The 21,028-nt window shown below is 33.6% G+C and carries 21 protein-coding genes and 4 pseudogenes; 24 read left to right on the top strand and 1 reads right to left on the bottom strand.

The features are described from left to right. Window positions 1-131: 131 nt before the first annotated feature. Window positions 132-722 carry an HD domain-containing protein gene (locus ACZZZT_RS09470; RefSeq protein ID WP_463460169.1) on the bottom strand — a complete coding sequence of 197 codons (591 nt, stop codon included), beginning with the start codon at window positions 720-722 and terminating at the stop codon, window positions 132-134. Between the two features lie 209 nt (window positions 723-931). Here ACZZZT_RS09470 and ACZZZT_RS09465 point away from each other — a divergent pair. From ACZZZT_RS09465 to ACZZZT_RS09350, 24 genes and pseudogenes are all read left to right on the top strand, one after another. After that, window positions 932-2,349, top strand: a pseudogene (locus tag ACZZZT_RS09465) (MBL fold metallo-hydrolase). A 149-nt stretch (window positions 2,350-2,498) separates the two neighbouring features. Then, window positions 2,499-3,066, top strand: a pseudogene (locus ACZZZT_RS09460) (YeeE/YedE family protein). Window positions 3,067-3,094: 28 nt separating this feature from the next. Further along, window positions 3,095-3,574, top strand: a complete 480-nt coding sequence (locus tag ACZZZT_RS09455; protein WP_463460168.1) for a DUF6691 family protein — start codon at window positions 3,095-3,097, stop codon at window positions 3,572-3,574. Between the two features lie 183 nt (window positions 3,575-3,757). After that, on the top strand, window positions 3,758-5,368 hold the full coding sequence (locus ACZZZT_RS09450) for a glycerol-3-phosphate dehydrogenase/oxidase (protein WP_463460167.1): 1,611 nt from the start codon (window positions 3,758-3,760) through the stop codon (window positions 5,366-5,368). A 227-nt stretch (window positions 5,369-5,595) separates the two neighbouring features. Then, a complete protein-coding gene (locus tag ACZZZT_RS09445) occupies window positions 5,596-6,057 on the top strand; it encodes a MarR family winged helix-turn-helix transcriptional regulator (RefSeq protein ID WP_042564639.1) in 462 nt (153 codons plus the stop codon). A 4-nt stretch (window positions 6,058-6,061) separates the two neighbouring features. Next, window positions 6,062-6,693 (top strand): annotated as a pseudogene (locus ACZZZT_RS09440) (NAD(P)H-dependent oxidoreductase). A gap of 31 nt (window positions 6,694-6,724) precedes the next feature. Next, a complete protein-coding gene (locus ACZZZT_RS09435) occupies window positions 6,725-7,291 on the top strand; it encodes a YceI family protein (protein WP_042564641.1) in 567 nt (188 codons plus the stop codon). Between the two features lie 201 nt (window positions 7,292-7,492). Next, on the top strand, window positions 7,493-8,767 hold the full coding sequence (locus ACZZZT_RS09430) for a hypothetical protein (protein WP_463460166.1): 1,275 nt from the start codon (window positions 7,493-7,495) through the stop codon (window positions 8,765-8,767). Between the two features lie 293 nt (window positions 8,768-9,060). Further along, complete coding sequence (locus tag ACZZZT_RS09425; RefSeq protein ID WP_463460165.1) at window positions 9,061-10,461, top strand: anthranilate synthase component I family protein; 1,401 nt, start codon at window positions 9,061-9,063, stop codon at window positions 10,459-10,461. A 192-nt stretch (window positions 10,462-10,653) separates the two neighbouring features. Continuing rightward, window positions 10,654-10,812, top strand: a complete 159-nt coding sequence (locus tag ACZZZT_RS09420; protein WP_463460164.1) for a hypothetical protein — start codon at window positions 10,654-10,656, stop codon at window positions 10,810-10,812. Continuing rightward, complete coding sequence (locus ACZZZT_RS09415) at window positions 10,809-11,093, top strand: hypothetical protein (RefSeq protein WP_463460163.1); 285 nt, start codon at window positions 10,809-10,811, stop codon at window positions 11,091-11,093. Before ACZZZT_RS09420 ends, ACZZZT_RS09415 begins: the two co-directional genes overlap by 4 nt. 93 nt (window positions 11,094-11,186) lie before the next feature. Further along, window positions 11,187-11,753, top strand: coding sequence for an anthranilate synthase component II (locus ACZZZT_RS09410; protein ID WP_463460162.1), 567 nt, complete (start codon window positions 11,187-11,189; stop codon window positions 11,751-11,753). Between the two features lie 52 nt (window positions 11,754-11,805). Then, on the top strand, window positions 11,806-12,213 hold the full coding sequence (locus tag ACZZZT_RS09405) for a GNAT family N-acetyltransferase (protein WP_463460161.1): 408 nt from the start codon (window positions 11,806-11,808) through the stop codon (window positions 12,211-12,213). A gap of 85 nt (window positions 12,214-12,298) precedes the next feature. Continuing rightward, a complete protein-coding gene (trpD, locus tag ACZZZT_RS09400) occupies window positions 12,299-13,291 on the top strand; it encodes an anthranilate phosphoribosyltransferase (protein ID WP_463460160.1) in 993 nt (330 codons plus the stop codon). 87 nt (window positions 13,292-13,378) lie between these two features. Continuing rightward, window positions 13,379-14,164, top strand: coding sequence for an indole-3-glycerol phosphate synthase TrpC (trpC, locus tag ACZZZT_RS09395; RefSeq protein ID WP_463460159.1), 786 nt, complete (start codon window positions 13,379-13,381; stop codon window positions 14,162-14,164). A gap of 143 nt (window positions 14,165-14,307) precedes the next feature. Next, window positions 14,308-14,940 (top strand): phosphoribosylanthranilate isomerase, encoded by a 633-nt coding sequence (locus ACZZZT_RS09390; RefSeq protein WP_463460158.1) that lies wholly within the window; start codon window positions 14,308-14,310, stop codon window positions 14,938-14,940. 12 nt (window positions 14,941-14,952) lie between these two features. Beyond that, window positions 14,953-16,133, top strand: a pseudogene (gene trpB, locus ACZZZT_RS09385) (tryptophan synthase subunit beta). A gap of 155 nt (window positions 16,134-16,288) precedes the next feature. Next, window positions 16,289-16,606, top strand: a complete 318-nt coding sequence (locus tag ACZZZT_RS09380) for a gamma-glutamylcyclotransferase family protein (RefSeq protein ID WP_073395349.1) — start codon at window positions 16,289-16,291, stop codon at window positions 16,604-16,606. 15 nt (window positions 16,607-16,621) lie between these two features. Next, complete coding sequence (locus tag ACZZZT_RS09375) at window positions 16,622-17,359, top strand: carbon-nitrogen hydrolase family protein (protein ID WP_463460157.1); 738 nt, start codon at window positions 16,622-16,624, stop codon at window positions 17,357-17,359. 230 nt (window positions 17,360-17,589) lie between these two features. Then, window positions 17,590-18,351: a tryptophan synthase subunit alpha gene (gene trpA / locus ACZZZT_RS09370; protein WP_463460156.1), complete on the top strand. Its 762-nt coding sequence runs from the start codon at window positions 17,590-17,592 to the stop codon at window positions 18,349-18,351. A 48-nt stretch (window positions 18,352-18,399) separates the two neighbouring features. Beyond that, the gene (locus ACZZZT_RS09365) at window positions 18,400-18,642 is read left to right on the top strand and encodes a hypothetical protein (protein ID WP_463460155.1); all 243 of its coding nucleotides are present in this window, start codon (window positions 18,400-18,402) and stop codon (window positions 18,640-18,642) included. Next, window positions 18,633-18,830, top strand: coding sequence for a hypothetical protein (locus ACZZZT_RS09360; protein ID WP_463460154.1), 198 nt, complete (start codon window positions 18,633-18,635; stop codon window positions 18,828-18,830). The genes ACZZZT_RS09365 and ACZZZT_RS09360 overlap by 10 nt, the downstream gene beginning before the upstream one ends. 252 nt (window positions 18,831-19,082) lie before the next feature. After that, the gene (locus tag ACZZZT_RS09355) at window positions 19,083-19,712 is read left to right on the top strand and encodes a TetR/AcrR family transcriptional regulator (RefSeq protein ID WP_463460153.1); all 630 of its coding nucleotides are present in this window, start codon (window positions 19,083-19,085) and stop codon (window positions 19,710-19,712) included. After that, on the top strand, window positions 19,702-21,021 hold the full coding sequence (locus tag ACZZZT_RS09350) for a TolC family protein (protein ID WP_073395354.1): 1,320 nt from the start codon (window positions 19,702-19,704) through the stop codon (window positions 21,019-21,021). Before ACZZZT_RS09355 ends, ACZZZT_RS09350 begins: the two co-directional genes overlap by 11 nt. Window positions 21,022-21,028: the final 7 nt, after the last annotated feature.

Raw genomic sequence — 21,028 nt, 5'->3', positions numbered from 1 at the left:
GCCTTAAAAAAAACTTTATAACCTGATATTTGTTAAACTTTTCAACAAAACATAGCCCGCGGTTTCAACCGCGGGAACTCATGCAAAATCATCATACGTTTCCCACGGTTGAAACCGCGGGCTATGTTTAATCATTTTTTCAAAATTCCTTTTTCAACACTTTCATTAATTAAACCTTCAGCGTAATTCCATACAATTTCGGAACCTTCGTTTATCACGCTCTTTTTTTCGTAAACCTTATCGTATTTTACGTCAAACTCTTTCCAGGTTCCTCCGTTATTTGAGGTGTTTTGTAATAACGGTTCTAATCTGTCCATTGCTTTTGCAAATTTGGCCTCATTGGTTTCACCGGCTTCAAATTCTTCCCAAACTGCAATTAATTCCTCGGCTTGGTTTTTTGGCAATAAACCAAAAATGCGATTTGCCGCCAATCGTTCCTCATCTGTATTACAATGATTTTTTTCAGAATCGTATATAAAAACATCACCGGAATCAATTTCGACAATATCATGAATCAAAACCATTTTTACTACTTTCAAAACATCAATTGGTTCATTTGAATGTTCAGCCAGAACAATCGTCATTAATGCCAAATGCCAACTGTGTTCTGCATCATTTTCATTTCGGTCGCTATTAAACAGTTTCGTTTTTCGCTGAATATATTTTACTTTATCAATTTCTTTTATAAAAGCAATTTGATTCAATAAATCTTCTGTCTTCATAATGATTTTGTTAGGCTGTAAAATTACGTAGATTTTTTTCTACTATATAAATGATGTTAAGTTCAATTATGTAGAATTTCTTACTTAATTTACTTCTATGATAAAATCCTCAAATTTTTACACAAAAATCAAATTTGTGTAACATTAGTCACTCATTTTAAGTAAAAACTAAGTTACCTTTGTATTCCCTTATTTTTACAACACATATCATGAAAATAGAACAAATCTACACCGGATGTTTAGCACAAGGTGCCTATTATATTACCTCAAACGGAGAAGCAGCTATTATCGACCCACTTAGAGAAATCCAACCTTATTTGGATCGCTTAGAGCGCGATCAGGTAAAATTGAAATATATTTTTGAAACGCATTTTCACGCTGATTTCGTTTCAGGTCATATCGATTTAAGTAAAGAAACTCAGGCACCAATTGTTTACGGGCCAAATGCGGCTTGCGAATTTGACTGCATTTCTGCAAAAGACGGACAGGAATTCAAACTTGGAAATGTGACGATTAAAGCGTTGCATACTCCCGGGCATACTATGGAAAGCACCACATATTTATTGATAGATGAAAACGGAAAAGATCACGCTATTTTCTCTGGAGACACTTTATTTATTGGTGATGTTGGCCGTCCGGATTTGGCACAAAAAGCTGCTGGAATGACTCAGGATGAATTAGCCGGGATTTTATTTCATTCTTTAAGAAAAAAATCATGACTTTGGCCGATGATGTAATTGTTTATCCGGCGCATGGTGCAGGAAGCGCTTGCGGAAAAAATATGAGTAAAGAAACGGTTTCGACAATTGGAAATCAAAAAGCGACAAATTATGCTTTGCGTGCCAATATGACCGAAGCTGAATTTATTGAAGAAGTTACGGACGGATTATTACCTCCGCCAGCCTATTTCAGTATGAATGTGGCGATGAATAAAGGCGGTTACGAAAGCTTTGAAACAGTTTTGCATAACGGGATGAAAGCTATTAAAGCAGCAGAATTTGAAGCTGTTGCCGAAGAAACCGGAGCATTGATTTTAGATACCCGAAAAAGTGCTGATTTCTACAAAGGATTTATTCCGCAATCTATTAATATAGGAATCAATGGTGATTTTGCACCGTGGGTTGGAACTTTAGTTGCTGATGTAAAACAACCTATTGTATTAGTTACCGAAAATGGTCTTGAAGAAGAAACAGTAACACGTTTAAGTCGTGTAGGTTTTGATACAATTATTGGACATCTTGAAGGTGGCTTTGAGGCTTGGCAAAAAGCAGGTTTTGAAGTGGATACGGTGAACCGAATTTCGGCTGATCAATTTGCTGATAAATTCAATATTAAAGAAGATAAAATTATTGATGTTCGTAAAGAAACTGAATACGAAGCGGAACACATAGAAGATGCTTACAGTAAACCACTTGCTTACATAAATGACTGGGTAAAAGACATTAACCCAAATGAGCATTTTTATTTGCATTGCGCGGGAGGATATCGCAGTATGATTGCGGCTTCAATTTTGCAAGCTCGCGGTTTCAGAAATTTTACCGAAATTGATGGAGGTTTTGGAGCCATTGCAAAAACAAATATTCCTAAATCAGATTTTGTTTGCCAAAGCAAAGTTTTGAAAGCATAAACGTTAACATAATTTTTACCATTAAGATATTAAGTTTATTAAGCTAGTAATACTTAATTTTTCTTTATCAAGTTTCATTAAGCTGCCAAATCTTAATTCCCTTAATATCTTAATGGTAAAAAATAAAAATCTAATTTTTAAAATAAACTATGAACCTACTAGAAATTTTAAGAGAACCTTGGCCTTGGTATGTTGCAGGTCCGTTGATTGGGTTGACTGTTCCAATTTTGTTGATTATTGGCAATAAGTCGTTTGGAATTAGTTCTTCATTACGCCATATTTGTGCAGCTTGCATTCCGGCGAATATTTCCTTTTTAAATACGACTGGAAAAAAGAAAGCTGGAATTTATTTTTCGTTTTCGGAATTTTTCTTGGTGGAATTATAGCAGCTTATTTTCTATCAAATCCAAATCAGGTTGAAATTACACCACAACTCTCCCAACAATTAGCATCTTATGGAATCACAGATCATTCTGGTTTATTGCCAAAAGAACTTTTTCCTGGGAAAGTTTATTTACACTTCGTGGATTTATAATGATTGTCGCGGGTGGATTTTTAGTTGGTTTCGGGACGCGTTATGCGGGCGGATGTACAAGCGGACATGCGATTATGGGAATTTCAAACTTGCAATGGCCTTCATTAGTAGCAACAATCTGTTTTATGATTGGCGGTTTTATCATGGCAAATTTGATTCTGCCTTATATTCTTGCACTTTAGGATATTCTTTCACTTTAAAATTTCAAAAATGAATAATTTAGAAAATAAAAATACAGATACAGAAGGAATCAACGGAAGTCAATTGAAAGATTCCGGATTCTCAAACCTAAAATATCTTTTGGTTGGAATCTTTTTTGGAATTGTATTCGTAAAAGCAGAAATCATTAGTTGGTTTCGTATTCAGGAAATGTTTCAATTGCAGTCTTTCTTTATGTATGGCGTAATTGGAAGTGCAGTTGTGGTTGGAATAATCTCTGTTCAAATCATAAAAAGATTTAATATTAAAACCATCCAAGGAGAAAAAATAGAAATTCAGCCTAAAACTTTCAGTAAAGGACAAATTTATGGCGGATTGATGTTTGGTTTTGGTTGGGCAATAACCGGAGCCTGTCCTGGCCCTTTATTTGCGCAAATAGGTACTGGAGTAACCGTAATTGTAGTAACTTTATTAAGTGCTATTTTAGGAACATGGTTTTATGGTTTGATAAAAGATAAACTTCCTCATTAATTTTTTTCGATTTAAAATATCAAACCCGACAGATTCTTAAAACCTGTCGGGTTTGCCTTTTTAATAACTTTCCCTGAGTTGCTCTTTTAAATCTATTAACAGACAAATTTTAAAAATAGGTTTGGTTTCATTTTCTTTAGTTATGTTTGTTAAAAATAATACCCGCCAAAACAATCCATAAATATGAAACGTTCAGAACAGTTATCAATATTAAAAAACACTGAAAAGTGGGACGTTATTATAATAGGTGGCGGGGCAAGTGGTTTGGGAACAGCTCTTGATGCAACAAGCAGAGGATACAAAACTATTTTGCTCGAAGCTGTAGATTTTGCAAAAGGAACTTCCAGCAGAAGTACCAAACTTGTTCATGGCGGTGTGCGTTATCTGGAACAGGGAGATATTCATTTGGTAAGAGAAGCACTGAAAGAAAGAGGTTTATTGGCAAAGAATGCAAGTCATTTAGTCAAAAACCAATCTTTTGTAATTCCAAATTATAATTGGTGGGGCGGCTGGTTTTATACGTTCGGATTGAAAATCTATGATTTATTATCAGGACGTTTAAGTTTTGGCAGTTCAAAATATATTTCAAAGAAAAAAACAATCGAAATGCTACCCGCCGTTGAAAGAAAAGGCTTGATAAGCGGTGTTATTTATCATGACGGGCAATTTGATGATTCGCGTTTGGCTATTAATCTCGCGCAAACTGCTATTGAAAAAGGAGCTTGTCTTTTAAATTATTCCAAAGTCGTAAACTTATTAAAAGACGACAAAAACCAAGTTGTTGGTGTTGAGGCAATCGATCATGAAACAGGAGACAGATACGAAATAAAAGGAGCTGCAATTATTAATGCAACAGGCGTTTTTACAAATGCTATAATGAAACTGAATGACAAGGTTTATAAAAAATATATTGTTCCAAGTCAGGGAATTCATCTTGTATTTGACAAATCTTTTCTACCGGGTGAACACGCTTTGATGATTCCTAAAACAAGCGATGGAAGAGTTTTATTTGCTGTACCCTGGCATAATTATATTGTTGTGGGAACAACCGATACATTAATAAAAAAACACAGCTTAGAACCTATCGCACTGGAAAGTGAAATTGAATTTGTATTGCAGACTGCTCAACGTTTTTTATCAAAAAAACCAACCAGAGCAGATGTTTTATCTGTTTTTGCCGGCTTACGTCCTTTGGCTGCTCCCGAGGAAGAAGGAAAAAGTACCAAAGAAGTTTCCAGAAGCCATAAAATTATTGTTTCAGAAACAGGCTTGATTACAATTACCGGAGGAAAATGGACCACTTACAGAAAAATTTCTGAGGACATTATAAACAAAGCAATCAAGACAGGCAAACTTCCTAAAAAAGATTGTACTACGGAGTTTCTTCCTATTCATGGAAATAAGGATACTTCTGCTTTAGATAGAGAAAATCATTTATATATCTACGGTTCGGATATCCCAAAAATAATTGAATTACAAGAAAACGAACCCGAATTAAAAGAGAAATTACATCCCGATCACGAATTTACAATGGCAGAAGTTGTTTGGGCTATTCGACATGAAATGGCCAGAACTGTTGATGATATTTTAGCAAGACGTGTTCGTTTATTATTCTTAGATGCCAGAGCCGCAATTGAATCTTCAGAAAAAGTAGCCAGAATATTGGCTAAAGAAATCGGACATAATGAAGTCTGGATCAATAGAGAAATTTTAAACTTTAAAGAAATTTCTAAAGGTTTTTTGCTGCCCGAATTTCAACAAGTCTTTCTTAATAAGGACAAAAAGCCTGCTTAGTACGCTCCTATCCCAAATCAATTTCAGAAATAAAATTATAGGAAAACATTTTATTATCAGCAAATCAAACATCTAATCAAAATTTTGCATTACTTTTATACTAATTCTATAGGCTTTGTGAAGTTATAATAGCTGTTAATTTGAATTAACAAAAAATTAACACAACATTTGTATATACAACTATTAAAAGTTATACATTTGTATATACAAATTATACACTTACGACTATGACAATTGAAGAGGTTATTAAAAGTACAGTTAAGATGGATAATGCGAAAAAAGTTATTCTGAATATCATGTACACGCAAAACGTGATTCAGGATCATTTCAGCGAGTTGATGAAACCGTATGATTTATCCGGAGAACAATATAATGTTCTACGTATATTAAGAGGACAAAAAGGTAATCCTGCTAATATGTGTGTGATCCAGGAGCGAATGCTTGCTAAAACTAGCAACACGACGAGACTGGTAGACAAACTGTTACTAAAAGATTATGTTACAAGAAATGTTTGTCCTGGCAATAGAAGAAAGATTGAAGTATCAATCACTCAAAAAGGATTAGATGTTTTAAAAGAATTAGATCCGAAAGTAGATGAACACGAGCGTTCATTTGCCAGAAATATAAGTCCGGAAGAATTAGAATTATTAAATCGATTATTAGAAAAATACCGAACCCAACAAAATTAATATTATGAGTACATTATTAGAAAATTTGAACTGGAGATATGCAACAAAAAAGTTTGATGCAACAAAAAAATCTCAGATGCAGATTTAAATACCTTAAAAGAAGCTGTTAGATTAGCTGCTTCTTCATACGGATTACAACCATACAAAGTTGTTATCGTAGAAAATCCTGAATTAAGAGAGCAATTAAAAGCTGCTGCTTACGGGCAAACTCAAATTACTGATGCATCTCAATTATTCATTTTTGCAAATGACTTAAATGCCGGACCAGAATCTGTAGCAGCTTATATTAAAAACATAAGTGAAACAAGAGGTCTTCCTACTGAAGCTTTAGGCGGATTTGCGGATATGATGAATGGTGTGATCTCAAACTTATCACAAGAGGCTAAAAATATCTGGACAGCCAAACAAACTTATATCGCTTTAGGAACTTTATTAGCTGCTGCTGCGGAATTAAAAATCGACGCAACTCCAATGGAAGGCTTCAATGCAGCTGCATTCAACGAAATTTTAGGTTTCGATAAATTAGGCTTAAACGCTTCAGTTATTGCAACTGTAGGTTACAGACATGATGAGGACGACGCTCAGCACTACAAAAAAGTTAGAAAATCTCACGAAGAATTATTTATCACTATATAATTATTATTAATCCAAAATCAATTTTAACAAAATGAAAAATTTAAAAACAATTGCAATAGCATTATTCGTAGCAGCGGCTAGTATTTCAGTAAATGCTCAAACTAAAAAAATCGACGTTAAGGCATCTACTATCAAATGGGTAGGTAAAAAAGTAACTGGAGAGCACTCTGGAACTGTAAACTTTAAAGACGGAGCTTTAGTTTTCAAAGGAAAAAAATTAACTGGTGGTAGTTTTACTGTTGATATGACTTCTTTAACTGCAACTGATTTAACTGGAGAATACCAAGGAAAATTGAATGGTCACTTAAAAGCTGACGATTTCTTTGGAACTGACAAATTTCCAACTGCAAAATTAGTTTTCAAAACTATCGGAGCTAAAGCAACTGACGTTTATACTGTAACTGCTGATTTAACGATCAAAGGAATCACTAAACCTGTAACTTTTGACATCACTGTAGCTGGAAACACTGCTACAACTGCATTTAAAGTTGACAGAACTAAATATGATATCAAATACAACTCTGGTAACTTCTTCGAAAACTTAGGAGACAAAACTATCAATGACGATTTCGAATTAACTGTAGCTTTAAAATTCTAATATTTTAGACTTACTGATTCAAAATTTAGAAAACCCCAAAAGTTTAGGCTTTTGGGGTTTCTTTTTTATACTTTTCACAATAATAACGTTCTTAACACTTAAATAACCCTTTCATAACAACGCACAATGTTTTGATTAACATACGGCTTTTAATTTTGGAGTACTTAAAAAAATCAAAAACTAGAAATCCAAATTATAGTTATGAAAACAAAAATCAGCATTGCAATTCTAAGCATTCTAAGCAGTTTTTTTCTACAGGCACAACAACAAAGAGGAATTGTTGGCACCACAAACTGGATGAACAACTGGACTAATTTTAAACCGGCCAACACAGAATATAGCGAAGCTAGCAATATTATTGCAGGAACGATTGACAAAGACACCAAATTATATAAACGAAACACTTATCAATTGGTTGGTACTGTTTATGTAACCAATAATGCTGTTTTAACTATCGAACCGGGAACTGTAATTCGCGGAGATGATAAAACCTGCGGAACATTAGTAATAACAAATGGCTGTAAAATAATGGCTGAAGGTTTAGAAACCGATCCTATCATTTTTACATCAAACAAGGATGTTTTGGACAGAAAACCAGGTGACTGGGGTGGAATTGTTATTATGGGAAAAGCTCCAATAAATAGCCTTGGAGGATTGCACACTTTACCTTTTGATCTTGATCCTTTGTTAAATCATTATGGTGGTCATGATCCCGAAGACAATTCCGGAATTTTAAAATATGTGAGAATCGAATATTCAGGAAGAAAATTAAGTGCTTTGAAAGAACTTAACGGGCTTTCATTAGCTGCAGTTGGAAAAAAGACAGTTTTAAATAACATACAAATTAGTTTTTCAAACGATGATTCATTCGAATGTTATGGAGGAAATTTAGACATGAACAACTTAGTTTCTTACAGAACTACAGATGATGATTTTGATTTTACACAGGGAGCACAAATCAATATTAGCAACAGTATTGCTATTCGCCATCCGTTTTCATCAGATATTTCAGGTTCAAGATGTTTTGAAATTGATTCTTATGATAAAATCGAAAATACAGACATCAATAAATTGACTAAAATAAACGCCACAAACATTACGCTTGTTAATTTGGAAGAAAATAATCAGGGCCTGGTTAGAGAATCTATTCATATAAAAGAAAATACATTTTTTAATCTAACAAATAGTATCGTATCCGGCTTTACACCTTTTGTTATATTGGAAGGAAATATAGGAAATAGAGATGCTAATTTATCTAAAATCAACTTCAAAAATGTAATTGTAAATAACTGCCAGGGCGAAATTACAAGTGAATCAAGCAGTAATGATGCGGGAATTAAAAGTTATTACAGCAAACCGCAATTTGCTTTGGATTTTACTAAAATTAGAAACATTGACTTATTTACAACGCCTAATATCAAAGGAAGTCCAGATTTTAGAGTAAACCAAAATAACACTATTGCAATTGGAAACTAAGTAATTAAAACCATCTTATCTGTCGAAATTTAACAAATTTGCAGATTTAGAAAAGTTTTTTTTCAAATTTTATGTATTCTAATCCAAATTACATTTATATATTTGTGACATCAAAATAAGATATGAAAACAACAATGAACAATATTTGGTGGTGGAAGAATTTACGTCAAACGTCGTGAACAAAGCTTCCTATGGTATTGTAAAACTATAAATTTAAAAGGCTTGTCATCACGACAAGCCTTTTTTTTGGTCGAAACTCAAGTGAAATAAATTAAAATTAAAAACAACATACTTTGAAACCTTTTATACTCAACACACACTACAAACAAATTCTGGCAGACACGATTACGCCAGTAAGTATTTATTTTAAAATAAGAGATAAATTCCCTAATAGTTTATTATTGGAAAGTAGTGATTATCATGGAAATGACAACAGTTTCTCTTACATCTGCTGCAATCCGATTGCGACGATTAAAATCGAAAACGAAACCATTTCAAAAACTTTTCCTGATGGAACTACAGAAAAAATTTCAATTGATGCAACGACTAATATTCCAGAAGTAATACAGGAATTTTCAAGTCAGTTTCAATCAGAGAAAAACGATTTTAAATTCATCAATAACGGTTTGTTTGGATACATTTCTTATGACGCTGTTCGTTATTTTGAGAAAGTTTCGATTGCCAAAAAAGATAACGCAACTTCAATCCCTGATGTATTTTACGCCGTTTATCAAAATATAATTGCTATCAATCACTTTAAAAATGAAGCTTACATTTTTTGTCATAGTGTTGATGGAAAAAACAACATTTCGGAAATTGAACAATTATTACAGTCCAGAAATATAGCCTCATATAAATTCACTAAAGAAGGTGAGGGTTTTTCTAACTTAACAGATGAGGAATTTAAACACAATGTGGCTTTAGCTAAAAAACATTGTTTCCGCGGAGATGTATTTCAATTGGTATTATCACGTCGTTTTACACAAGGTTTCAAAGGCGATGAATTCAATGTTTACAGAGCTTTGCGCAGTATAAACCCGTCTCCTTATTTGTTCTTTTTTGATTATGGAGATTTCAAAATATTTGGGTCTTCGCCCGAAGCGCAAATTATCGTAAAAAACAGAAAAGCCGAAATTCATCCAATTGCCGGAACTTTTAAAAGAACCGGAAATGACGAACGTGACGCACTTTTGGCCAAAGAACTTTCTGAAGATAAAAAAGAAAACAGCGAACATGTAATGTTGGTCGATTTAGCCAGAAATGATTTAAGCAGAAATGGACACGATGTAAATGTTGAGAAATATAGAGAAGTTCAGTTTTTCTCGCACGTAATTCACTTGGTTTCAAAAGTAACAGGGCATCTACACGATAAAGCAACAACGATGCAAGTTGTTGCAGATACTTTCCCGGCAGGAACTTTAAGCGGAGCGCCAAAACACAGAGCAATGCAATTGATTGAAGATTACGAAAAAACAAATCGTAATTTCTACGGAGGAGCAATTGGTTTCATGGATTTTAACGGAAACTTTAATCACGCGATTATGATTCGAACTTTCCTTAGTAAAAATCATCAACTGCATTGTCAGGCCGGAGCGGGAATTGTAGCAAGTTCTGACGAAGAAAGCGAAATGCAGGAAGTTTATAATAAATTAAGAGCGTTGAACACAGCGCTGGAAATGGCGGAGAAAATTTAGTTTTTCAGTCGAAGTGACCGGGACACAGAATGATTAATAATATGTCTCCCGAGGTTGAAACCTCGGGCAATGTTTAAAAAGCAGTTATAAAAGGAATCGTATATAAACATAGCCAACGGTTTCAACCGTTGGAGACAACGATTGGTAAAACATGAAATAATTAACAAACAAACTATAAAACCATAAATAATCATGAAAAAAGCGATTTTAATTTTAGTTTTAATCATTAGCGTAACAGCTTGTAATTCGGAAAAAAAGAGAATCCAATTAAAGGAACCTGGCGACTTATCTCAGCTGAAACAACAGAAAAAGATTCAACGTTCTCAACTTTCAATCCAAAAACAAAAATGATTAAAATTATAAATGACACACATTTTGCTTTTTTCAATCATGATTTAAATAATGGAAAAGACAGCACAGCAGCAGTTTTCTTTGGCGGAGGCGGAAAATATACTTTAAAAGATAGTGTATACACCGAGAATTTGGAATATTTCAATAACCGCCAATGGGAAAATGGAAAATTTGAGTTTGTAGTAAAAATTAAAAATGACACATTAACTCAAAAAGGAATCGAAAAAGTAGAAAAATTAGGAATCGATCGCATTATTACAGAAAAGTACGTTCGAGAGTAAAAATAGTTTCAGGTTTTCTTTGTTTCAAGTTTCAAGTTGTTGGAATCTGAAACTTGAAACAAAAAAACCTGAAACCTGAAACAAAATTAAGACATGAAAAAAATATTAGTTATAGACAATTACGATAGTTTCACTTATAATTTAGTGCATTATCTGGAAGATTTAAACTGCGAAGTTACCGTTTACAGAAACGATGAATTTGAGATTGACGAAATCGCGACTTTCGATAAGATTCTACTTTCACCAGGACCCGGAATTCCGGATGAAGCTGGTTTATTAAAAGCTGTAATCGAAAAATATGCTCCAACAAAAAGCATACTTGGAGTTTGTTTGGGACAACAAGCGATTGGTGAAGTTTTCGGTGGAACGCTTTCAAACCTTGATAAAGTATATCACGGTGTTGCAACAAATGTAAAAACAGTAGTTTCAGATGAAATTTTGTTTGAAGGTTTAGGCAAAGAATTCGAAGTTGGAAGATACCATTCATGGGTTGTAGACGCAAATTTACCAGACGTTCTTGAAGCGACTTCAATTGATGAAAATGGTCAAATTATGTCATTAAGACACAAAACGTTTGATGTTAGAGGCGTTCAGTTTCATCCGGAAAGTGTTTTGACACCAAAAGGAAAATTAATTTTAGAGAATTGGATAAAAAGCTAATATACAGTCACAGCTTAAAACCTTAGTCCCTTTCTTAGCAACTTAGAACCTTATGAAAATAACACTTTCAGAAACAAAAGAAATCAATATTGACGACATTTTAGTTTTATACAAAGCCAACGAATGGAGTTCGGCCAATAAACCAAACGAGTTGTATAAAGGTCTTTTAAATTCAGAAACCTTAATTACGGCTTGGGAAGGAAAAAAATTAGTTGGACTTGGGAATGCAATTTCTGATGGATTTTTAACCGTTTATTATCCGCATTTATTGGTTCTTCCGGGGTATCAGGGAAAAGGAATTGGAAAAATGATTGTAGATAAAATGCAGGAGAAATACAGTCACTTTCATATGCAAATGTTAACCGCAGACGGAAAAGCGGTTGACTTTTATAAAAAAAATGGTTTTGTAAGAGCAGGAAAAACAGAACCCATGTGGATTTATCAGGGAAATGAACATTGAAAAACAAGTAAACAGTCTCAGTTTAAAGTCTCAGTTTAAAAAACTTAGAACCTTAGTATCTTAGAATCTTAGCAACTTAAAAAAAATGAAAACTATATTAAATAAATTAATCAATCACGAAGTCCTTTCAAAAGAAGAAGCCAAAGGCGTATTGATTAATATTTCAAGCGGAAGTTATAATCCAAGTCAGATTTCGGCATTTTTGACCGTATTTATGATGCGAAGCATTACGATTGATGAGCTTTCGGGTTTTCGTGAAGCTTTGTTGGAATTATGTGTTCGCGTTGATTTATCAGCTTACAACACCATCGATTTATGCGGAACAGGCGGTGACGGAAAAGACACTTTCAATATCTCAACTTTAGCATCATTTATATCGGCAGGAGCCGGAATAAAAGTAGCAAAACATGGAAATTACGGAGTATCATCGATTTCAGGATCAAGCAACGTGATGGAAAAAATGGGAATTAAATTTAGTAATGATCCGTCGTTTTTAGAAAAATGTATCGACAAAGCCGGAATCTGCGTTTTGCATGCTCCCCTATTTCATCCAGCGATGAAAAATGTTGGACCAATCCGTAAAGAATTAGCTGTAAAAACGTTCTTCAATATGTTGGGACCAATGGTAAATCCGTCGTTTCCACAGAATCAATTGGTTGGTGTTTTCAATCTTGAATTAGCTCGAATGTATGCTTACTTATACCAAAATACCGACATCAATTTCACCATTTTACATTCGCTTGACGGATATGACGAAATCTCTTTAACTGGTCCAACCAAAACGATAACATCGCACATGGAAGGAATGTTGAAACCAGAAGATTTTGGGGTTAAACTTTTATCTCAAACCGAAATCGAAGGCGGAAAAACCATCGAAGAATCGGCAGAAATGTTCACTAAAATCATTTCTGGAAAGGGAACTGAAGCACAGAATAATGTAGTTTTAGCCAATGCAGCAATGGCAATCGCAACGGTTACAAAATGTTCTCCGCTCGAAGGATTTGAATTAGCGAAAGAAAGCTTGTTCTCAGGAAAAGGATTAAAAGCATTACAGACATTACAAGAATTAAGTAAATAAAAAAATAGTTTCTTTTGTTTCAGGTTTCAAGTTTCAAGTTAGTTGGAACGTGAAACCTGAAACTTGAAACTTGAAACAAACGAGATCATGAACATATTAGATAAAATAATATTTGATAAACAACGAGAAGTCCTTCTAAAAAAATCGATCATTCCAGTTTCACAATTGGAAAGTTCTGTATTTTTTGGGAGAGAAACTATTTCTTTAAGTCAAAAATTAAGAACAAGTTCAACCGGAATTATTGCAGAACACAAACGTCGTTCGCCTTCAAAATCAGTTATCAATCATAGTTTTACGGTTGAAGAAGTCGTAAAAGGATATGAAAATGCCGGAGCTTGCGGAATTTCAGTTTTAACCGATGGAAAATATTTTGGCGGTTCTCTTGACGATTTACTTTTAGCAAGAGCGAGTGTTAATATTCCGCTTTTGCGAAAAGAATTTATTGTTGATGAATACCAAATTCTTGAAGCCAAAGCTTTTGGAGCCGATTTGATTTTATTGATTGCAGCCGTTTTAACTCGTGAAGAAATCAAATCATTATCTGAATTTGCAAAGAAATTAGGTTTAGAAGTTCTATTGGAAGTTCACAATCAGGAAGAATTAGAAAAATCGATTATGCCGAGTTTAGACATGATCGGCGTAAACAACAGAAACTTAAAAACATTCGAAGTAAGTCTTGATTTCAGCAAACAATTGGCGTCGCAAATTCCAAATGATTTTGTAAAAGTATCCGAAAGTGGCATCTCATCAATCGAAGCCATTTCAGAATTAAGACCTTACGGTTACAACGGATTTTTAATTGGAGAAAACTTCATGAAAACCGATAACGCCGGACAAGCCGCAACAGAGTTTATTAAAAACTTGAGCATATAAAAAATAGCCACGAATTCACGAATTTATTTATTATCATTCGTGAATTCGTGGCGAAAAACTTTGTAAGCTTTGCATTTTTTAAGCGCAATCAAAACAAAAAAAACTTAGTGTCTTAGCGCCTTCGTGGCAAAAACAACAAAAAAATGAAACTCAAAATATGCGGCATGAAATATCCAGAAAACATCCTCGAGGTAGGCGCACTCCTACCCGATTATATGGGATTTATTTTCTGGGAGAAATCCGCACGATATTTTAACGGAGAAATTCCGGAACTAATAGAAACGATCAAAAAAGTGGGTATTTTTGTAAATCAGTCTCAGGAAGAAATTCTGGAAAAAGTTGCAAAATACAATTTACAAGCCGTTCAATTGCACGGACATGAATCTGTTGAATTTTTATCAGATTTAAAAAAACAATTGCCAAAGAAAATCGAAATCATCAAAGTTTTTTCGGCAGATGAAAATTTTGATTTCGAAATTATAAAACCTTTCGAAGCTGTTTGTGATTACTTTATGTTTGATACAAAAGGAAAATTACCAGGCGGAAACGGAACCACTTTTGACTGGACGATATTAAAAAAATACAATTCGAAAAAGCCTTTCTTTTTGAGTGGCGGCATCGGAATTCAGGAATTAAAAGCCATAGAAGAAATTTCAAAAACAAATCTTCCTATTTATGCAGTCGATTTAAATAGTAAATTTGAAATCGAACCGGGGCTAAAAAACAAAAATCTATTTAGCAATTTCAAACGAAAATTTGATGTTGCCAACTTTTAAAATTGGAATAAAATGAATTTTAACGTTAACGAAAAAGGATATTACGGAGAATTTGGAGGAGCTTATATTCCTGAAATGCTGTATCCTAATGTAGAAGAATTACGCCAGAATTATTTAAAAATTACCAGCGAACCAGATTTTAAAGCAGAATTTGATCAATTGCTAAAAGATTATGTTGGTCGCCCTAGTCCGCTTTATTTTGCGAAGCGTTTATCTGAAAAATACAATACAAAAGTTTATCTAAAAAGAGAAGACTTAAATCATACCGGCGCACATAAAGTTAACAATACAATTGGGCAGATATTGGTTGCCAAACGTTTGGGCAAAAAAGAATTATTGCCGAAACCGGTGCAGGTCAACACGGCGTTGCAACGGCAACAGTTTGTGCTTTAATGGGCTTGCAATGCATCGTGTATATGGGCGAAATCGACATTGCTCGTCAGGCACCAAACGTGGCTCGTATGAAAATGTTGGGTGCAGAAGTTCGTCCGGCACTTTCGGGCTCTAGAACGTTGAAAGATGCTACAAACGAAGCAATTCGCGACTGGATCAACAATCCGGTAGATACCCATTATATTATTGGATCTGCCATTGGACCACATCCTTATCCGGATATGGTGACACGTTTTCAAAGTGTAATTTCCGAAGAAATAAAATGGCAGTTAAAAGAAAAAGAAGGACGTGAAAATCCTGATTACGTTATCGCTTGTATTGGTGGCGGAAGTAACGCTGCAGGAACGTATTACCACTTTTTACACGAGCCTGAAGTGGGTATTATTGCTGTCGAAGCTGCCGGAAAAGGTGTCGACAGCGGGCATAGCGCAGCAACCAGTAAATTAGGAAAAGTAGGCGTTATTCACGGTTGTAAAACCCTTTTAATGCAAACTCCCGATGGACAAATTACAGAACCTTATTCGATTTCTGCAGGGTTGGATTATCCAGGAGTTGGCCCAATGCATGCACATTTGGCACAAACGGGACGTGGAGAATTTTTCTCGGTAACCGATGATGACGCAATGAATGCAGGTTTACAATTGACTAAATTAGAAGGAATTATTCCGGCGATTGAGAGCGCGCATGCTTTTGCGGTTTTAGATCAAAAGAAATTCAAACCAACAGATATTGTGGTCATAAGTCTTTCTGGTCGTGGTGATAAAGATTTAGACAATTATATTGATTATTTTAAGTTGTAATATAATAATTTGGGCGTTCTCCGCCGCGGCGGATCGGGCCTGTCCGCTAAATTCCCGATTAACAAAAACTACGGCTAAAAAGCCTTGTTTTTCTAAATCGGGAGATACCGCTCCCATCCCTAACGCAAAAACTAATAACAAGAAAAATAGCAATCATGGAACAATTATTTTCTTACGGAACATTACGATCTAAAGAAATTCAAAGACAGGTTTTTAATAGAATATTAACCGGAAAACCGGATCAGCTTTTGGGTCACAAGCTTAAAAGTTTGCAAATAGAAGAAGAATTTGGAATGGCAGACTATGTTGTAGTTGTACCAAGCGCAGATGCTTCAGACATTATACATGGCGTAGTTTTCGATGTTTCTAATGCTGATTTAGCTAAAGTTGATATATTCGAATCGAATTCCTATAAAAGAGTTAGAGTAAAATTGAAATCCGGAACAGAAGCCTGGATTTACATGGAAAATTAATATTTACAGAGCAAAATGATTCTAGCAGCAGCACAAACAAAACCAACACGAGGAAATATTGAAGCTAATTTATTAGATCATTATCGTCTTATAGAATTGGCTGTTCAAAATAAAGCTCAATTAATCGTATTTCCTGAGTTATCAATTTCAGGCTATGAAAGAGAAGATGCTCAAAAACTGGTTTTCAAAAAAGATGATTCCCGTTTGGATCATTTAAGGAAATTAGCTGTAGAAAATAATATTATTATTGTTGCCGGCGCACCAATTCAAATTGAAAATGAAATGTTTATTGGAGAATTTATTATTTCTCCTGATAATTCAGTTTCAATATACACAAAGCAATTTTTGCATGAAGGCGAAGATGAATTTTTTGAATCATCTTTTGATTATAATCCGATGATTATGATTGAGAATAAAAAGATTTCGTTTGCAATTTGTGCTGATATTGATAATCCGCTTCATCCTGAAAATGCCTGTAAAAGAGAAACTGATATTTATATTGCGAGTATTTTCTTTACTCCAAACGGGATTCCGAATGCGTATCGAGATTTACAAAATTATGCTCAAAAACATAAAATGAATGTTTTGATGGCAAATTTTAGCGGAGAATCCTGGGGATATCCTTCGGCAGGACAAAGCGCTTTTTGGAATAATAAAGGTGAATTGGCTGGGCAAATGAATGATTCAGATTCCGGATTATTATTAGTAGAAAATCAAAATGATAATTGGACAAGCAAAGTTGTGAAGATTTAAAAAAATATAATGCCACGGATTTGCACGATTAAAAAGATTTTTTCACGCAGATTTGGCAGATTAAAGCAGATTTAAAAAAGATCTGCGCAAATCAGCTTAAATCTATTTAAATCTGCGTGAAGTAAATTTGCACAATAATCAATGAAAATCTTTTAATCTGTGGCAAAAATAAAACTTAATAAATACCTACAAGGTTTTGAAAACCTTGCAGGAGAAAAAACATAAACGAAATGAACAGAATAACTCAAAAATTACAAGAAGATAAAAAAATACTTTCTATTTATTTTTCTGCCGGGTATCCTAACTTAAATGATACAGTTCAGATTATTCAGGATTTAGAAAAAAATGGTGTTGACTTAATCGAAATCGGTTTACCTTTTAGCGATCCTTTGGCAGATGGACCAACAATTCAGGCGAGTTCGACAACGGCACTCCATAACGGAATGACAACTCAAATTCTTTTTGATCAGCTGAAAAACATCCGCGAAAGCGTAAAAATCCCGTTGATTATTATGGGGTATTTTAATCCGATGTTACAATACGGAGTGGAAGCTTTTTGTAAAAAATGTTCTGAAATTGGTATTGACGGATTAATTATTCCAGATTTACCAGTTGATGTTTATGCTGATGAATATAAAGCTGTTTTCGAAAAATATGGATTGATAAACGTGTTTTTGATTACACCTCAAACTTCAGACGAACGTATTCGTTTTATAGACAGTGTTTCAAACGGATTTATTTATATGGTAAGTTCTGCAAGCGTTACAGGTTCTCAATCTGGTTTTGGAAATGTTCAGGAAGATTATTTCGAAAGAATTTCAAATATGAATTTGAAAAACCCTCAGATTATTGGTTTCGGAATTTCGAATAAAGAAACTTTTAATCAGGCTACAAAATTTGCAAAAGGTGCCATAATTGGAAGTGCTTTTATTAAACATTTAAGTGAAAATGGTTCTGGAAAAATTTCGAAATTTGTTGGGGAGATTCGATAAATCCAAACATTTACAATTATTTTGTATATTTGACTAAAATCAATTATCATGGATTTAGAAGCTCGTAAAATATCGTTCGTTCAGGAATTTCTAAGACTTGAAAGTGAAGAAATAGTAATTCATCTTGAAAAAATACTTCACAAACAAAAAGTTGAATTAATAGATCAGGAAATGAAATCAATGAGTATTGATCAATTTAATAAAGAAATTGATCAATCTCTTGATGATGCAGAAAATGGTCGAATTAGATCGGCAAAAGACTTGAAATCTAAAGTTAAAAAATGGGATTAACCGTTTATTGGACACAATTTGCTGAAGATAAACTTAATGACATTTTTGAATACTGGAAATTTAAAGCAGGAATCAAAGTGGCTCAAACCTTAGTAAATGGAATAATTGATGTTTCGTTAACTTTAGAGTTTAATGCTTACGGTGGGCAAAAAGAAGAACTTCTTTCAGAGAAAATTGAAGATTTTTAGATACTCAATTTTCAAAAATTATAAAATCATATATTGGATAGACGAACATAGACAAATTGTATATGTTTCTAATATATTTGATACAAGACAAAATCCCCAAAAACTTATTTTAGGAAAATAATTGTTTCTTTAGACATTTTTTTACCATAAAAACAACTACACCGTTTTATGTTAATATTATGTTAAACAAAAATTAAACGATCGTTTAATTTAAACACTTGTTTAATTTTGTACCCGAATAGAAACAATACCATGTCACACATCGAATTAAACGATAAAAAAATTCAGATTCTGGAAGTTGCTGAAAAGCTTTTTTCTGAGAAAGGATTTGAGGGTACATCGATACGGGATATTTCCAAACATGCAAAAATTAACATTGCAATGGTATCGTATTATTTTGGCTCAAAAGAAAGGCTACTGGAAGCTTTGATTCTTTACAAAACTTCTGATCTAAAATTACAACTCGAAAATTTATTACAGGAAAATCTGGAACCTATTGAAAAAGTCAATAAATTAATCGAAATTTACATTAACAGAATAAGTTGTAACAAAGGGATTTTCAGGGTTTTACATTTTGAACTCAACTCCGAAAAACGAGAAAGAAGCATGATCGCTTTTACTGAATTAAAAAAAGGAAATTTAAAATCGGTAGAAACTATTATCGCACAAGGCCAGGCCAAAGGCGTTTTCAGAAAAGATATTATAATTCCGCTTCTTACACCGACCATAATCGGAACCTTTTTTCATTTCCACATGAATAAATCATTTTTTGTGGAATTACTGAATTTAAACACCGAGGAAATGTATAACAATTACATTAAAACCAGTCTTACTAAGCACATTCAACAAACTATAAAAGCTCTACTTGTTTATGAAAATTAATCAATTAATGCTCTTTGGTATTTTCTTCATCGGAATTTCATCAATAGAAGCACAAGAAAAAACAAGTTTAACCTTGGACGAAGCCGTTAAAATGGCTTGGGAAAAAAGTAACGAAGTTACGCTTGCCAACACTAAGGTAAACACAAAAAAATATGAATTACAAACGGTTAAGAATAACCAATATCCTGATTTAAAAATATCTGGTCAATATCAGCGTCTTACAAAGGCTTCGATTGACATGCCAAATCAAGGTGAGAGCGCTTCTTTAGCTTCTCCGGATCGCGCAATGATAGGAATGGCAAATTTAAGCTTGCCACTTTTTGCAGGATTTAAAATTCAAAGTAATATTGATGCATACGAAAGCTTGTATCAAGCTGAAAGCGTTAATGCCATTAAAACAAAAGAGGATGTTGCTTTAACAGTAATCACTTACTACACTGCATTATACAAGGCACAAAAAACGCTGGATGTTTTAAATGAAAATCAAAAAAGCGCCAAACAACGTGTTACTGATTTTACAGAACTGGAAAAAAACGGAATTATTCCAAGAAATGATTTATTGAAAGCACAATTATTGGTTTCTAAAACACAATTATCTATTGATGAAGCTAATAATAATATCAATAACATTAATTTTTATTTAACGACAATCCTTAAATTAGATCCGTCTGTAAAAATTCAGGTTAACGAAGATGATTTCTTTAATTTAAAGACAACCAACGCACCAACATCTGATGCTTTGGCTCTTGAAAACAGAAAAGATTTAGAGGCTATTCGCTTGCAGCAAAAAGCTTCTGAAGCCAACATTAAAATAGCAAAATCCGGATATTATCCAACTATTTCGTTACTTGGCGGTTACACTGCGTTAGATCTTAAAGATATAATTACTGTAAAATATGCGATGAATTTTGGTTTAGGTTTATCTTATGATTTATCTGGTATCCTTAAAAACAGCGCGCATGTAAAACAAGCTGAAAGCAAAGCACTTGAAGTAAAAAATACTGAAGCTATTATGACAGACCGTATTAAGGTTGAAGTTCAAAAATCTATTGAAGATTATGACTTGGCTATTAATCAAAGTGTTGTTTATGATGAAGCGCTTCAACAATCAGTTGAAAATTACAGACTTGTAAAAGATAAATTTGACAACGGTCTTGCTGATACCAATGATTTGGTTGAAGCCGATGTTGAACAATTAAGCGCTAAAATAAATACGGCGGTATCTAAAGCAACTATAATTCAAAAATATTACGAATTACTTTCAGTATCAGGACAATTATCACAATCATTCAATCTTTCTAAAATATAATCGATAG

This window comes from Flavobacterium sp. AC274 (assembly GCF_979258275.1).
The sequence above is the reverse complement of the archived record's forward strand: the minus strand, read 5'-3'. Positions and strand labels throughout refer to the sequence as shown.